This is a genomic window from Rhodococcoides fascians NBRC 12155 = LMG 3623, from assembly GCF_001894785.1.
Classification (GTDB): Bacteria; Actinomycetota; Actinomycetes; order Mycobacteriales; family Mycobacteriaceae; genus Rhodococcoides; species Rhodococcoides fascians.
This window is the reverse complement of the sequence record NZ_BCWW01000004.1, coordinates 143,563-157,450: the sequence shown is the minus strand read 5'-3', so window position 1 is coordinate 157,450 and position 13,888 is coordinate 143,563. Positions and strand designations below refer to the sequence as shown.

The window sequence follows — 13,888 nt, the reverse complement described above, 5'->3', positions numbered from 1 at the left end:
CCGGTTCCGCGGCAGCGCAGCGAGACGTACGGTGCTAGCCGCTGTTGCGTAGTGCCGTGGCCAGGCCGTTCATCGTCAGCAGGATTCCTCGTTTGACCCGTTCGTCGTCGTCGCCGTTGCGGTATCGACGCAACATCTCGACCTGCATCTGGTTGAGAGGTTCCAGGTACGGGAACCGGTTGTGTACCGATCGCTCCAGCGCCGGGTTGTCCTCAAGCAGTCGACTGTGACCGGTGATCTTCAGATACATCCGAACGGTGGTGGCGTGTTCGGCCTCGATCATGCCGAAGATGCGTGCGCGGAGGTCGGCGTCGGGAACGAGTTCCGCATACCGAGCGGCGATGCCCAGATCGGACTTGGCCATGACCTGCGCCAGGTTGGACAGCACAGTGCGGAAGAACGGCCACTTTCGATACAGATCCGCGAGTACCTCCAGCTTGGAGTCGTCGTCACCGACCCACTCCTCGAACGCCGATCCGGTGCCGTACCAGCCGGGCAGCATGACGCGGCACTGACTCCACGACATCACCCAGGGGATAGCACGCAGGTCGTACACGGAATTCGTCGGCTTACGCGACGCCGGACGCGACCCGATGTTCAACTCGCCGACCTCGGCAACGGGCGTGGACGTGCGGAAGTACTCGACGAACCCGGGCTCCTCGTGCACCAGCCGGCCGTACGCTGCCCGAGCTTTGGCCGCGAGATCGTCCAGAACGTCGTAGGCGGCCTCGGCGCCGTCACCCAATCCTTCGAGGTCGAGCAGCGTCGATTCGAGTGTGCCCGCGACCAACGATTCGAGGTTGCGCCGCGCCATCGACGGTTCGGCGTACTTCGCTGCAATGATCTCGCCCTGCTCGGTGAGACGAAGCGATCCCTGCACCACGCCGGGCGGTTGCGCCAGAATCGCGTCGTAACTGGGGCCGCCGCCGCGCCCGACGGTGCCACCGCGACCGTGGAAGAGTCGCAACCGAATTCCTGTCTTACGGGACGCTTCGAGCAGGTCGAGTTCTGCCCGATACAGCGCCCAGTTGGCCGCGAGATAGCCACCGTCCTTGTTCGAGTCCGAGTAACCGAGCATGACCTCCTGGTTCATGCCTCGACCGGCGACGAGAGCTCGATAGATCGGAACGTCGAGAGTGGCGAGCAGCGTCGCGGCACCCTGCTGCAGGTCCTCGATCGTCTCGAAGAGCGGCACGACACCCACCGTCGACGTAGGTGCCGAACCGTCGACGCCGGGATCGAAGATCCCCGCTTCCTTGAGCAGCAGGGCCGCCTCGAGCATGTCACTGACGGACTGACACATGCTGATGATGTAGTTCTGAACGGTGTCCGGGCCCAGGTGGTCGATGGCCTCCTTGGCCGCCTTGACGATGCCCAGTTCCTTCGCAGCGAGGTCACTAAGTTGCGCGGTGGGCCCGATCAAGGGACGCCGAGTGGCGAGTTCGTGGGACAGCACCGACACGCGCTCGTCCTCGTCGAGAGACCGGTAGTCCTGATGAACCCCGGCCCAGGCCAACAGCTCCGCGACCACTTCCTCGTGGGTCTCGGAGTTCTGCCGCATGTCCAGAGCCTGGAGATGAAATCCGAACGTCTCGACCGATTGCCGCAGTCGAAGCAGCCGATCGTCGGCGATCAGACCGTCTCCGTCGGCCCGGAGCGCGCGGTCCAGAGTGTCGAGATCGTCGAGGACTTCCTGCGGGCTCGCATACGGGTTGGCACCGAGATCGATTCCGGACACCGGAACCGCGTCGAGCACCGCCCGTGCCGTTGCTGTCAGCCGGGCCCGGATACCGACAACGGCAACACGGTACGGTTCGTCGGCCCGGCGGTCGTCCGGTTCCGCAGACGCCTCGGCCAGAGCCTCCAGTTCCTCGGTGACCGCGACGAGCCGCGCGGACATCGACAACTCTTTCTCCAACGCAACCAGTTCGTCGAGGTAGTGCTCGAACGCCACGTAACCGGCCTGATGAGTGGCCGTGTGCACCACCTCGCCGGTGACGTTCGGGTTACCGTCGCGGTCTCCTCCGATCCACGACCCCGGCCGAAGTATCGGCCGCGGCAGCAGGTCGTCCTCCGGCCATCGCGCTCGCAGCGCCGCGCGGACATCGGCATTGAGGGCGGGCATGACATCGAACAGCGAGGACTCGAAGTATCGGAGACCCACTTCGATCTCGTCTTGGATGCGCAATCGCGACAGCCGAATCAGGGCGGTTTCCCACAGCGTCAGCACCTGCCGGCGAATCTGCACGTCGATCACGGCCAATTCCTTGGCGGCTCCGGCGGCTTTGCCCTCCGGGGCAGCCGACGCGACCTCGCGCCGACGCATCAGTGCGGTGATCTTCGATTGGACGTCGAACACCGTTCGACGACGCGTTTCGGTGGGGTGCGCGGTGATGACCGGGGCCACCAACGCGTCGGTCAGCGCGGCGGCGACCTGCTCGCGCGACGGAGCGGCGGCGTCGATCTTCGACCACGTGGCGTCCAGGCTGCTGTCCTGCGGCGGGTCTCCGTTGTCCAGATGAATGGCTCTCCGGCGCTCACGGTGAAGATCCTCGGCCAGGTTCGCCAGCAACGAAAAGTGGCTGAACGCGCGGATCAACGGAACAGCTTGAGCCACTTCGACATCGGTGTACCGGCCGACAGAGTCGTCGCGTTCGATCTCCGAGCGGCGCACCGCGAAGGATTCCACTCGCGCGGACTCGATGAGCTCGAAGACCTCGTCGCCCTCGTGTTCCCGAATGATCTCACCGAGGATGCCGCCGAGATAGCGGATGTCCTCCCGCAGTGGCTCGGTCAACTCTCGCCCGCGAGCTGTCGGTGTGACGAATGCCGGGGAACCGACTGACTCGTAAGAGGATTCGCTCATCCCCCCAGTATCGTCGCTCGGCCGTCAACTCGCACTCGGAGCCGGGACGGATCAGGTGTACTTGATCTCGAGACCGATCCCGAGGATCGCGATGAGCCAGATGAGGCCGGTGAATACGGTGAGGCGGTCGAGGTTCTTCTCGACGACCGTGGAGCCGGACAGGCTGGACTGCACGCCGCCACCGAACAGGCTGGACAGACCGCCACCCTTGCCGCGATGCAGCAGGATCAGCAAGATCAGCGCCAGGCTGGTGATGACCAGCAGAATATCCAGAAACAGATCCATGTCCACCTCAAACTCGATTCGATGCCCTCAGCAGCCTACCTGGCCCCACGAACGACTTCGGACACCCCGCCGAAGCGAGGTGTCCGAAACCAGTTCTGTGCAGCGGTGACGATGGCCGATCAGGGCAACGGTCCCCCTGCGGCGATGGCCGACAATGTGGCGAACTCGTCCGCCTTGAGCGAAGCGCCACCGACCAGCGCGCCGTCGACGTCGGGCTGGCCGACGATCTCGCCGACGTTCTTGGCGTTGACCGAACCGCCGTACAGCACGCGGACGCCCGCGGCGACCTCGGCCGACGCCAATTCCTTCAATTCCTCCCGAATGGCACCGCACACTTCCTGAGCGTCCGACGCCGAGGCCACGCGTCCCGTGCCGATGGCCCATACCGGCTCGTAGGCGATGACGACCTTGGCGATGTCGTCGGCCGAGAGGCCGTCGAGCGAACCGCGGAGCTGAGCCACGTTGTAGGCCACGTGCTCACCGGCCTCACGGATGTTCAGACCCTCGCCGATGCACACGATCGGTGTGAGCCCGTTCTTCAAGGCAGCCTTCGTCTTCGCCAGAACGACGGCGTCGTCCTCGCGGTGCAACGTGCGTCGCTCGGAGTGGCCGACCACGACGAAGGTGCATCCCAGCTTGGCCAGCATCGACCCGCTGATCTCGCCCGTGAATGCGCCGCTGTCCTCGGCGGAGACGTCCTGCGCACCATAGGTGAGCAGGAGCTTGTCGCCTTCGATGAGCGTCTGGACGCTGCGGATGTCGGTGAACGGCGGAATGACCGTGACGTCCACCTTGTCGAAGTACTTCTCGGGCAGCGAGAAGGCGATCTTCTGCACAAGCGAGATGGCCTCGAGGTGGTTGAGGTTCATCTTCCAGTTGCCCGCGATGAGCGGCTTACGTGCCATGCGTTACGCCTCCAGGACGGATAGACCGGGCAGCTGCTTGCCCTCGAGGTATTCGAGGGATGCACCGCCACCGGTGGAGATGTGCGAGAAGCCGTCGTCGGGCAGCCCGAGGGTGCGTACCGCAGCCGCGGAATCACCACCACCGACCACGCTGAACGCGCCCTTCTCGGTGGCTCCGATGATCGCCTCTGCGATGCCCTTGGTACCGGCCGAGAACTTGTCGAACTCGAAGACGCCTGCAGGTCCGTTCCAGAAGATCGTCTTCGCATTGGACAGCACGACGGCGAAACGACTGACCGAGTCCGGTCCGATGTCCAGACCCATCCAGCCGTCCGGAATTTCGGACGCCTTCACGGTCTTCGACTCGGCGTCGGCCGCGAACTTGTCTCCTACGACGATGTCGACCGGAAGGTGGATCACGTCGCCGAAGCGCTCGAGCAGGTCCTTGCAGACCCCGATCTGATCCTCCTGAAGCAGCGAGTTACCGACCGAATAGCCCTGCGCCGCAAGGAAAGTGAACGCCATGCCGCCGCCGATGACGAGGGTGTCGACCTTGGGAGCCAACGCCTCGATGACGCCGAGCTTGTCCGAGACCTTGGAGCCGCCGAGCACCACCGCGTACGGACGAGCCGCATCCTCGGTCAGCTTGGCCAACACCTCGACCTCGGCCGCGACGAGTGTGCCCGCGTAATGCGGAAGCAGCTGCGCCACGTCGTAGACCGACGCCTGCTTGCGGTGCACGACGCCGAATCCGTCGGAGACGAATGCCGCATCGTCGCCGGCGAGAGCAACGAGCTCGCGAGCCAGTGCGGCTCGCTCGGACTCGTCCTTGCTGGTCTCACGCGGATCGAAGCGGATGTTCTCGAGCAGCAGTACGTCGCCGTCGGTCAGGCCCTCGGCGCGTGCCTCGGCGTCCTGACCCACAACGTCTCCCGCGAGCTGGACGTGCCGGCCGAGCAGTTCGCCGAGCTTGGCAGCGACCGGAGCCAGACTGTACTTCGCATCGGGCTTGCCGTCGGGGCGACCGAGGTGAGCGGTGACGATGACCTTCGCTCCGGCTTCGACCAGTGCACGAAGGGTCGGAATCGACGCCTGGATGCGGCCGGGGTCGGTGATCGTGCCGTCCTTGAGCGGGACGTTAAAGTCCGATCGCACGAGGACGCCACGTCCTTCGACACCGGCATCGAGCAGATCCTGCAGTGTCTTGACAGCCATCGGTGTCAGAGGGACTTGCCGACGAGACCGATGAGGTCGGCGAGGCGGTTGGAGTAGCCCCACTCGTTGTCGTACCAGGAGACGATCTTCACCTGGTCGTCGATGACCTTGGTCAGCGGCGCGTCGAAGATCGACGAGTGCGGATCGGTGACGATGTCCGAGGACACGATGGGATCGGTGTTGTACTTCAGGATGCCCTTCAGCGGGCCCTCCGCGGCAGCCTTCATCGCGGCGTTGATGTCCTCGGCGCTGGCCTTCTTTTTCAGCAGAGCGGTCAGGTCGGTGACAGAGCCGGTGGGGATCGGCACCCGAAGTGCGTAGCCGTCGAGCTTGCCGAGCAGCTGCGGGAGAACCAGGCCGATGGCCTTGGCTGCACCGGTACCGGTGGGGACGACATTCAGAGCTGCGGCACGTGCACGACGCAGATCGCTGTGCGGGCCGTCCTGCAGGTTCTGATCCTGCGTGTACGCGTGAATGGTCGTCATGAGACCCGAGACGATGCCGAACTCGTCGTCGAGAACCTTGGCGATGGGGCCGAGGCAGTTGGTGGTGCACGACGCGTTGGAGATGATGTTCTGGCTGCCGTCGTACTTGTCGTCGTTGACGCCCATGACGATGGTGATGTCCTCGCCCTTGGCGGGCGCGGAGATGATGACCTTCTTGGCACCGGCGTCGATGTGACCCTGAGCCTTCGCAGCATCGGTGAAGATGCCGGTGGACTCGACGACGACGTCGACACCCAGGTCACCCCACGGAAGTGCGGACGGTCCCTCACGCAGCGACAGAGCCTTGATCTTCTGGCCGCCGACGACGATGGTGTCTTCGCCTTCGAGCGAGACGTCGTGCGGCAAGCGGCCCAGGATCGAGTCGTACTTGAGCAGGTGTGCGAGCGATGCGTTGTCGGTCAGGTCGTTGACAGCAACGATTTCGATGTCGGTGGTACCGAGCGCCTTCTGCGCGTCGACAGCCCTGAAGAAGTTACGCCCGATGCGGCCGAAGCCGTTGACGCCTACCCGGATCGTCACTGTTCGCTCCTAAAAGTTGTGAAAACAGATGTCTGGTCGTGCCTGCATGCGGGGTGCCACACGCGGTTCCTACCCTAGTGTGCGCTCCGGCGGAGCGCGCGCATCACTCGATCGAGGCGCTCTACGCCTCGTCGAGCAGCTCTGCGGTGACCGCCGACTCGGTGTCGGGTATCCCGGTCTCCTTCGCTTTCCGATCGGCCATGGACAGCAGACGCCGGATCCGACCGGCCACCGCATCCTTGGTCATCGGCGGGTCGGCCAACTGACCGAGTTCCTCCAGTGAGGCCTGGCGGTGCTGAACCCGAAGCGAACCTGCCGCAGCGAGATGATCGGGTACGTCGTCGCCGAGAATGTGCAGAGCCCGCTCGACGCGAGCGGCGGCCGCAACCGCGGCCCGAGCGGACCGGCGCAGGTTGGCGTCGTCGAAGTTGGCCAGACGGTTGGCGGTGGCCCGCACCTCGCGGCGCATCCGGCGCTCCTCCCACACCAACCGGGTGTCCTGAGCGCCCATGCGCGTGAGCAACGCTCCGATTGCTTCGCCGTCTCGTACGACGACTCGATCGGTGCCGCGCACCTCACGTGCCTTGGCTGCCACTCCGAGGCGCCGAGCGGCACCGACGAGGGCGAGCGCTGCTTCGGGCCCGGGGCAGCTGATCTCGAGCGCGGACGACCGGCCCGGCTCGGTGAGCGAGCCGTGGGCGAGAAACGCGCCGCGCCACGCGGCCTCGGAGTCGCCGACCGTGCCGCCCACGACCTGAGCGGGCAGGCCACGCACGGGACGTCCACGGAGGTCGAGCAGCCCGGTCTGGCGGGCCAGAGCCTCACCGTCCTTGGCCACGCGCACCACGTACCGAGACGTCTTGCGCAGGCCTCCGGCACTGAGCATGTGGACATCCGAGGAGTAGCCGTACAGCTCGAAGATCTCGCGTCGCAGCCGCCGTGCGATGGAGCCGAGATCCACCTCGGCCTCCACCACCACTCGACCCGCGACGATGTGCAACCCGCCGGCGAAACGCAGCAGGGCGGACACCTCGGCCTTGCGGCAGCTGACCTGACTGACGGTGAGCCTGCTCAGCTCGTCCTTGACCTCCGCTGTCATGGCCACGAAGTGATCCCCTCTCTGCGCGCCGCTGTCGGTACCGAGCCGTCGGTGGACGACACGATGGCTCCGAGAGCAGCAGCCAGCTTTCCGTAATGATGTGCGTGAGTGCCGGTTTCGGCAACGTCGACGTAGACGACCCCAGCGCCGAGCCGGGCCGCGGCGCGCGCAACGTGCTCGCGGTTGCTGCCCTCCGGGACCGAGGCAGAATCGACCAACACGTGGTCGATTCCCAAATCAGGTGCGTGTTGGGAGAGTACGTGGACATGTCGCTCGGCGGAGAATCCGGTGGTCTCCCCCAGCTCCGGTGCCAGGTTGAGGACCAGTACCTTGGGCGCGCTCGTGCGCGCCAGTGAAGCGAGCTGATCCGGCACCAGAACATGGGGAATGACACTCGAGAACCACGATCCGGGACCGAGCACGACCAGGTCCGCCGCGGCGATGGCGGCCAGCGCCGCCGGCGTTGCAGGCGGATCCGGTGGCAACAGACGCACGCGTCGAACCTTGCCGGGCGTCGTGGCGACGGCGACCTGACCGCGAATGACGCGACTCACGCGTGGGTCGTCCTCGAGGCCGGACACATCGGCTTCGATGTCGAGCGCAATCGGTGACATCGGCAGCACTCGTCCGTCGATACCGAGCATGTGCACCATCTCGTCGAGGGCAGCTATCGGGTCGCCGAGTACTTCGGTGAGCCCGGCGAGCACCAGATTGCCCACCGAGTGGCCGGCCAAGGCACCGGTGCCCCCGAATCGGTGCTGAATGACGTCGGTCCACAGCTGGGTCCTGGCGTCCGAGCGCGCCAGGGCAGCCAGCGCCATCCGGAGATCGCCGGGCGGGATGACGCCGAGTTCTGCCCGCAGACGACCCGAGGACCCGCCGTCGTCGGCGACCGTCACGACTGCAGTGACATCGCTGCTGAGCAGCCGAGCTGCCGACAGCGTCGCGTACAAACCATGGCCGCCGCCCAGAGCGACGATCTTGGGACCCGATCCCGATACCGGACGGTGCGGAGTATCGCTCATTCGCGGCCCAGATCACGGTGCAGGACGCGGACCGATACGTCCCCCTGTTCGGCGAGAATACCGGCCAGGGCCTCCGTCATCGCGACGCTTCGGTGTTTTCCTCCGGTGCAGCCCACGGCCACCGTCATGTATCGCTTGCCTTCCCGCACGTATCCCTCGATGGTCAGATTCAACAGGTGCGTGTACGTCTGCAGGTAGTCGTGCGCCCCGTTCTGTCCGAGGACGTAGTCGCGCACATCCGCGTCCTGACCGGTGTGTTCGCGCAGTTCGGGCACCCAGTGCGGATTGGGCAGAAAACGCACGTCGCAGACCAGGTCGGCATCCATCGGTAAGCCGTACTTGAAGCCGAAGGATTGGACCGTCACGCCGACGCCGACAGTGTCGGAGGCCCCGAAGACCGTTTCGATCTTGCGCCGAAGCTGGTGCACCGACAACGAGGTCGTGTCGACGGTCAGGTCGGCGGCCGCCTTGACCTGCGCGAGCCGTAGTCGCTCGGCGGTGATCCCCTCGGTCAGAGTTCCGTCCTGGCCGTCGTTCTGCAACGGGTGACTGCGCCGATTCGATTCGAACCGCTGGACCAGCACGGCGTCGGACGCATCCAGGAACAGCACGCGATTGCGCACACCCTTGGAGTCGAGTTCCTTGACCACCCAGCCCAGATCGCCGGTGAACAGGCGGCTGCGCACGTCCATCACCAAGGCGAGACGCTCGATACGGGGCTGCGACTCCAGCCCGAGATCGACCATCTTGGAAATGAGCTCGGGCGGCAGGTTGTCGGCCACGTACCAACCCAGATCTTCGAGAATCTTGGCGGCCGTGCGCAACCCGGCGCCGGACACGCCCGTGACCAACGCCACTTCGATGCCGTCGCGCGGCGAATCTGCCCGCTCGTCGGGGTTTCCGGGGTGCGGCTCGGACGGAGGGTGTGCCTGTGTCTGGTGTTCGCTCACTACGAAGCCTGTCCCGCCGATTCCACACGCGGTTCGATCGCATGGTCGGCCGTGTTCTCGCCCGGTGTCGTTGCCGTTGCGCTGCCATCATCGCCTACATCGGCCCCGCTCGGGTCGGAACCCAATGCGGCCAGCACCGACTTGGCGGTAGTGGTGCCGATTCCGGGGACCTCGACGATTTCTTCGACCGTTGCCTTCTTGAGATTGGCCACCGATCCGAAGTGCGCCACCAGCGCGGTTCTCCTCGACTCGCCGAGCCCGCGCACCGAGTCGAGGGCCGACGCAGTCATACGGCGCGATCGCTTGCTCCGATGGAAGGTGATGGCAAATCGGTGCGCCTCGTCGCGCACTCGCTGCAGGAGGTACAGAGATTCGCTCGTACGCGGCAGGATCACCGGATCCTCCTCCCCCGGCACCCACACTTCTTCCAGTCGTTTGGCGAGCCCGACGACGGCGACGTCGGTGACACCGAGTTCGTCCAGCACTGCTGCGGCAGCTGCGACCTGCGGTGCACCGCCGTCGACGACGAACAGGTTGGGCGGATAAGCGAACCTGCGTGGCCTCCCGGTTTGGGGATCGAGCGCGGCTTCGGGAGCAAGATCGCCACCGCTCCCGACAGCATTGGCTCCGTCTGCGGAATGACGGAGGAAACGACGGCGGGTCACTTCGGCGATGCTGGCGACGTCGTCGGAGTGCCCGTCGCCCGCCGCTTCCTTGATCGCGTAGTGGCGGTAGTCGCTCTTGCGAGGCAATCCGTCCTCGAACACGACCAGTGACGCGACCACATCGGTGCCCTGTACGTGCGAGATATCGATGCATTCGATTCTCAGCGGCGCCGAATCGAGGTCGAGCGCCTCCTGAATACCTTGCAGCGCAGCAGATCTCGATGTGAAATCACCCGCACGCTTCAGCTTGTGCTGCTGCAGAGCCTCTTTGGCGTTGCGTTCGACGGTCTCGGCCAGTGCCTTCTTGTCGCCGCGCTGCGGAACCCGCAACGTGACGTTGGATCCACGCAACTCGCTGAGCCACACCTGCACTTCGTCGGCGTTGTCCGGTAGCACCGGCACCAGAACCTCGCGAGGAACGGCGTTGGACCCGCCGTCGTCGGTGCCCGGGGTCTGCGCGGACAACGCCGCCTGTTCGCCGTAGAACTGGGTGAGAAACTGTTCGACGAGGGCGGGGAGGTCGGCCTCGTCCTGCCGCTCGATCACCTCACCCGCCTTCTCGACCACCCACCCGCGCTGTCCCCGTACACGGCCACCGCGGACGTGGAAGACCTGAACGGCGGCTTCGAGGGCGTCGGTGGCGAACGCGACCAGATCTGCGTCGGTACCGTCACCGAGCACCACGGCCTGCTTCTCCAACGCCCGACGCAGCGCGCCCACGTCGTCACGTAACCGTGCTGCGGTCTCGAAGTCGAGATCCTCCGAGGCCGCCTGCATCTTCTTCTCGAGCTGCCGCACGAGTTTGTCGGTCTTGCCGGCCAGGAAGTCGCAGAAGTCCTCGACGGTACTGCGGTGTTCCTCGGCGCTGACGCGTCCCACGCACGGTGCCGAGCACTTGTCGATGTACCCGAGCAGGCAGGGGCGACCGATCTGGTTGTGCCGCTTGAAGACTCCGGTCGAGCACGTTCGTGCCGGGAACACGCGCAGCAGCAGGTCGAGCGTCTCGCGAATGGCCCACGCATGAGCGTAGGGACCGAAGTAGCGCACGCCCTTACGGCGGGGTCCGCGGTACACGAACAGGCGTGGGAATTCCTCGTTCATCGTCACCGCGAGCATCGGGTAGCTCTTGTCGTCGCGGTAGCGGACATTGAACCGTGGATCGAATTCCTTGATCCAGTTGTACTCGAGCTGCAGTGCCTCGACTTCGGTGGTGACCACCGTCCACTCCACGGACGCCGCGGTGGTGACCATCTGCCGGGTCCTCGGATGCAGCGAGGCCACGTCGGCGAAGTAGGAATTGAGGCGACTGCGCAGGCTCTTGGCCTTGCCTACGTAGACGACGCGACCGTGCGGATCGCGGAATTTGTACACGCCCGGTTCCACCGGGATGGTTCCGGTGGCCGGACGATAGGTAGCGGGGTCGGACACGCCTTCCACGTTAGCGGTCGGGTCCGACGTTCTCCGCATCTCCAGCTCAGCAGCGGTGCCCGAGAGCGTGCGGCAGAGAGTCAGTCCTGATCGACGCGAGCGGGCGCGTACTCGCGCTCGAGCGCACGGAACTTTCGGACGGCCGCGACGGCGTGCTCACGATCGTTGGACTGGATGGCCATCACATTGATGAACTCGTCGTCGGGGATGTCGACCCTGGCCCACATCGCCCCGTCGGGAAATGACAGGCCGCGGACAAGATCCCACTCGATCATCCGCTCCGAGAACACGTTTCGGACCGCCACACCTGCCGGACCGACGCGAATGCGCGGGCGGGTCAGCAGCAGAGCCAGGCCCGCCAGCAACACGCCTATTCCCGCCATCGCCAGCTGATCGGCGGTCCTGAAGTACACCCCGGTCGGCGACACCCGAAGCAGCACCGCGACAGTCGAATGAGCGACGACGAGCAACACCGCGGCAGCGATCGCGTACCGGGCCGACTTACGGGACTTCACTTCCATGTCCCATTCGGACGGGGATTCGTCGCGCGTCATTGGAAGTCCTGATTGGTCCACGGCTGCCGGAGGTGCTTGAGGGTCAGGGCCGTGTCGATGGCGGCCGCGGTGGCCTGCCCACCCTTGTCCTCGAACGAGTCGGGCAGACCGGCGCGATCGAGCGCCTGCTGCTCGTCGTTGGTGGTGAGCACCCCGTTGGTGACCGGAGTGCCCTCGTCGAGCGATACCCGTGTCAGGCCTGCGGTGACGGCATCGCAGACGTACTCGAAGTGCGGTGTGCCGCCGCGGATGACCACGCCGAGAGCGACGACGGCATCGTGGGTGCGAGCCAGGGCCTGGGCGACGACGGGTAGTTCGATGGCTCCGGCGACGCGTATGACCGTGACGTCGCGTACCCCGGCGGACTCGGCTTTGCGGAGCGCACCGGCGAGCAGCGCCTCGGAGATCGTCCGATGCCACTGACCGGCCACGACAGCCAACTTCAGATCACTCGCGCCTGCCAGCTGAAGGGTGGGTTCGCCGTCGCCGCTCATGGGTTGACCCCGTTCTCGCGGGCAGGAGTGGAGCCTGCGGAATGACCTGCGGGGTCATTTTGCTCGAAGTCGTCCAGGCCGACCAGGTCGTGGCCCATGCGGTCGCGTTTGGTGCGCAGGTAGGTGAGGTTTTCGGCGTTGGCGCGCAACGGCATCGGCACCCGCTCGGTGACGTGCAGGCCGTAGCCGTCGAGCCCGACTCGTTTGGCCGGATTGTTGGTGAGCAGGCGCATCGACGAGACCCCGAGGTCGACGAGGATCTGGGCGCCGATTCCGTAGTCGCGGGAGTCTGCGGGCAGACCGAGCTGCAGGTTGGCGTCGACGGTGTCCGAGCCTGCGTCCTGGAGTTGGTAGGCCTGGAGTTTGTGCAGCAGGCCGATTCCGCGTCCTTCGTGTCCTCGCATGTACAGCACGATTCCGCGATCCTCGGCCGCCACCATTTCGAGGGCGGCGTCCAGCTGAGGGCCGCAGTCGCAGCGCAGCGATCCGAAGACGTCGCCGGTGAGGCATTCGGAGTGCACCCGGACCAGCACGTCGCTGCCGTCGGCGTCGGGGCCGGAGATGTCGCCGCGCACCAGCGCGACGTGCTCGACCTCGTCGTAGATGCTCTGGTAACCGACGGCCCGGAAGGTGCCGTGGCTGGTGGGGATGCGCGCGTCGGCGACGCGGACGACGTGCTTCTCGTGCTTACGGCGCCACGCGATCAGATCGGCGATCGAGATCAGTGCGAGGTCGTGTTCGTCGGCGAACACCCGCAGCTCGTCGGTCTGCGCCATCGCTCCCTCGTCCTTCTGGCTGACGATCTCGCAGATGACTCCGGCGGGGCGGAGGTCGGCCATGCGGGCGAGGTCCACGGCCGCCTCGGTGTGGCCGGGGCGGCGCAGTACGCCGCCTTCCTTGGCGCGCAACGGGACGACATGGCCGGGGCGGGTGAAGTCGTTCGCTCCGGTGTCGGGGTCGGCGAGCAGGCGCATCGTGGCTGCTCGGTCGGAGGCGGAGATACCGGTTCCGATACCTTCTCGTGCGTCGACGGTGACGGTGTACGCCGTTCCGTGCTTGTCCTGGTTGGTGGCGAACATCGGCGGCAGGCCGAGTCGGTCGCAATCCTCACCGGACAGCGGGACACAGAGGTAGCCCGAGGTGTAGCGGACCATGAAGGCAACCAGTTCCGGGGTGGCCTTCTCGGCGGCGAAGATGAGGTCGCCTTCGTTCTCGCGGTCCTCGTCGTCGACGACCACCACTGCTTTGCCCGCAGCGATGTCCGCAACTGCGCGCTCGATACTGTCGAACCTGGTCACGAAAGTGCGCTCCATAGGTCTCGGGCCTGGCTCAGCGCCCTGGATATGTCTCCGATGCACCGTTACCTGCGTGCACTTC

The 13,888-nt window shown here is 65.7% G+C and carries 12 protein-coding genes; all 12 read right to left on the bottom strand.

The genetic code is table 11. From position 1 onward, the window contains the following. Nucleotides 1–34: 34 nt before the first annotated feature. The 12 genes from ppc to RFA01S_RS11965 all read right to left on the bottom strand — a co-directional run bounded on the left by ppc (nt 35) and on the right by RFA01S_RS11965 (nt 13,809). Complete coding sequence (ppc, locus tag RFA01S_RS12020) at nt 35–2,866, bottom strand: phosphoenolpyruvate carboxylase (RefSeq protein WP_032372464.1); 2,832 nt, start codon at nt 2,864–2,866, stop codon at nt 35–37. Nucleotides 2,867–2,917: 51 nt separating this feature from the next. Next, entirely contained in the window at nt 2,918–3,151 is a 234-nt protein-coding gene (secG, locus tag RFA01S_RS12015; protein WP_027497008.1) for a preprotein translocase subunit SecG, read from the bottom strand. 119 nt (nt 3,152–3,270) lie between these two features. Further along, nucleotides 3,271–4,056 (bottom strand): triose-phosphate isomerase, encoded by a 786-nt coding sequence (gene tpiA, locus RFA01S_RS12010; protein WP_032372465.1) that lies wholly within the window; start codon nt 4,054–4,056, stop codon nt 3,271–3,273. 3 nt (nt 4,057–4,059) lie between these two features. After that, on the bottom strand, nt 4,060–5,271 hold the full coding sequence (locus RFA01S_RS12005; RefSeq protein ID WP_032408276.1) for a phosphoglycerate kinase: 1,212 nt from the start codon (nt 5,269–5,271) through the stop codon (nt 4,060–4,062). Between the two features lie 5 nt (nt 5,272–5,276). Then, entirely contained in the window at nt 5,277–6,296 is a 1,020-nt protein-coding gene (gap, locus tag RFA01S_RS12000) for a type I glyceraldehyde-3-phosphate dehydrogenase (protein WP_008716538.1), read from the bottom strand. A gap of 121 nt (nt 6,297–6,417) precedes the next feature. Then, the gene (gene whiA, locus RFA01S_RS11995; protein ID WP_027497005.1) at nt 6,418–7,401 is read right to left on the bottom strand and encodes a DNA-binding protein WhiA; all 984 of its coding nucleotides are present in this window, start codon (nt 7,399–7,401) and stop codon (nt 6,418–6,420) included. Beyond that, complete coding sequence (locus RFA01S_RS11990) at nt 7,392–8,420, bottom strand: gluconeogenesis factor YvcK family protein (RefSeq protein ID WP_052053305.1); 1,029 nt, start codon at nt 8,418–8,420, stop codon at nt 7,392–7,394. The genes whiA and RFA01S_RS11990 overlap by 10 nt, the downstream gene beginning before the upstream one ends. Further along, nucleotides 8,417–9,283: an RNase adapter RapZ gene (gene rapZ / locus RFA01S_RS11985; RefSeq protein ID WP_032365838.1), complete on the bottom strand. Its 867-nt coding sequence runs from the start codon at nt 9,281–9,283 to the stop codon at nt 8,417–8,419. The genes RFA01S_RS11990 and rapZ overlap by 4 nt, the downstream gene beginning before the upstream one ends. Before the next feature lie 86 nt (nt 9,284–9,369). Beyond that, nucleotides 9,370–11,463 carry an excinuclease ABC subunit UvrC gene (gene uvrC / locus RFA01S_RS11980; RefSeq protein WP_052053350.1) on the bottom strand — a complete coding sequence of 698 codons (2,094 nt, stop codon included), beginning with the start codon at nt 11,461–11,463 and terminating at the stop codon, nt 9,370–9,372. Between the two features lie 80 nt (nt 11,464–11,543). Continuing rightward, nucleotides 11,544–12,017 carry a PH domain-containing protein gene (locus RFA01S_RS11975; protein WP_027497001.1) on the bottom strand — a complete coding sequence of 158 codons (474 nt, stop codon included), beginning with the start codon at nt 12,015–12,017 and terminating at the stop codon, nt 11,544–11,546. After that, a complete protein-coding gene (ribH, locus tag RFA01S_RS11970) occupies nt 12,014–12,511 on the bottom strand; it encodes a 6,7-dimethyl-8-ribityllumazine synthase (RefSeq protein WP_032382074.1) in 498 nt (165 codons plus the stop codon). The genes RFA01S_RS11975 and ribH overlap by 4 nt, the downstream gene beginning before the upstream one ends. Continuing rightward, nucleotides 12,508–13,809, bottom strand: a complete 1,302-nt coding sequence (locus RFA01S_RS11965; protein ID WP_052053351.1) for a bifunctional 3,4-dihydroxy-2-butanone-4-phosphate synthase/GTP cyclohydrolase II — start codon at nt 13,807–13,809, stop codon at nt 12,508–12,510. The genes ribH and RFA01S_RS11965 overlap by 4 nt, the downstream gene beginning before the upstream one ends. Between the last annotated feature and the right edge of the window lie 79 nt (nt 13,810–13,888).

Excerpts from the sequence above, each read along its gene's own strand:
- RFA01S_RS12005 (WP_032408276.1), bottom strand. The coding sequence starts at position 5,271 with ATGGCTGTCAAGACACTGCAGGATCTGCTCGATGCCGGTGTCGAAGGA.
- ppc (WP_032372464.1), bottom strand. The coding sequence starts at position 2,866 with ATGAGCGAATCCTCTTACGAGTCAGTCGGTTCCCCGGCATTCGTCACA.
- ribH (WP_032382074.1), bottom strand. The coding sequence starts at position 12,511 with ATGAGCGGCGACGGCGAACCCACCCTTCAGCTGGCAGGCGCGAGTGAT.
- RFA01S_RS11990 (WP_052053305.1), bottom strand. The coding sequence starts at position 8,420 with ATGAGCGATACTCCGCACCGTCCGGTATCGGGATCGGGTCCCAAGATC.
- secG (WP_027497008.1), bottom strand. The coding sequence starts at position 3,151 with ATGGATCTGTTTCTGGATATTCTGCTGGTCATCACCAGCCTGGCGCTG.
- tpiA (WP_032372465.1), bottom strand. The coding sequence starts at position 4,056 with ATGGCACGTAAGCCGCTCATCGCGGGCAACTGGAAGATGAACCTCAAC.
- RFA01S_RS11975 (WP_027497001.1), bottom strand. The coding sequence starts at position 12,017 with ATGACGCGCGACGAATCCCCGTCCGAATGGGACATGGAAGTGAAGTCC.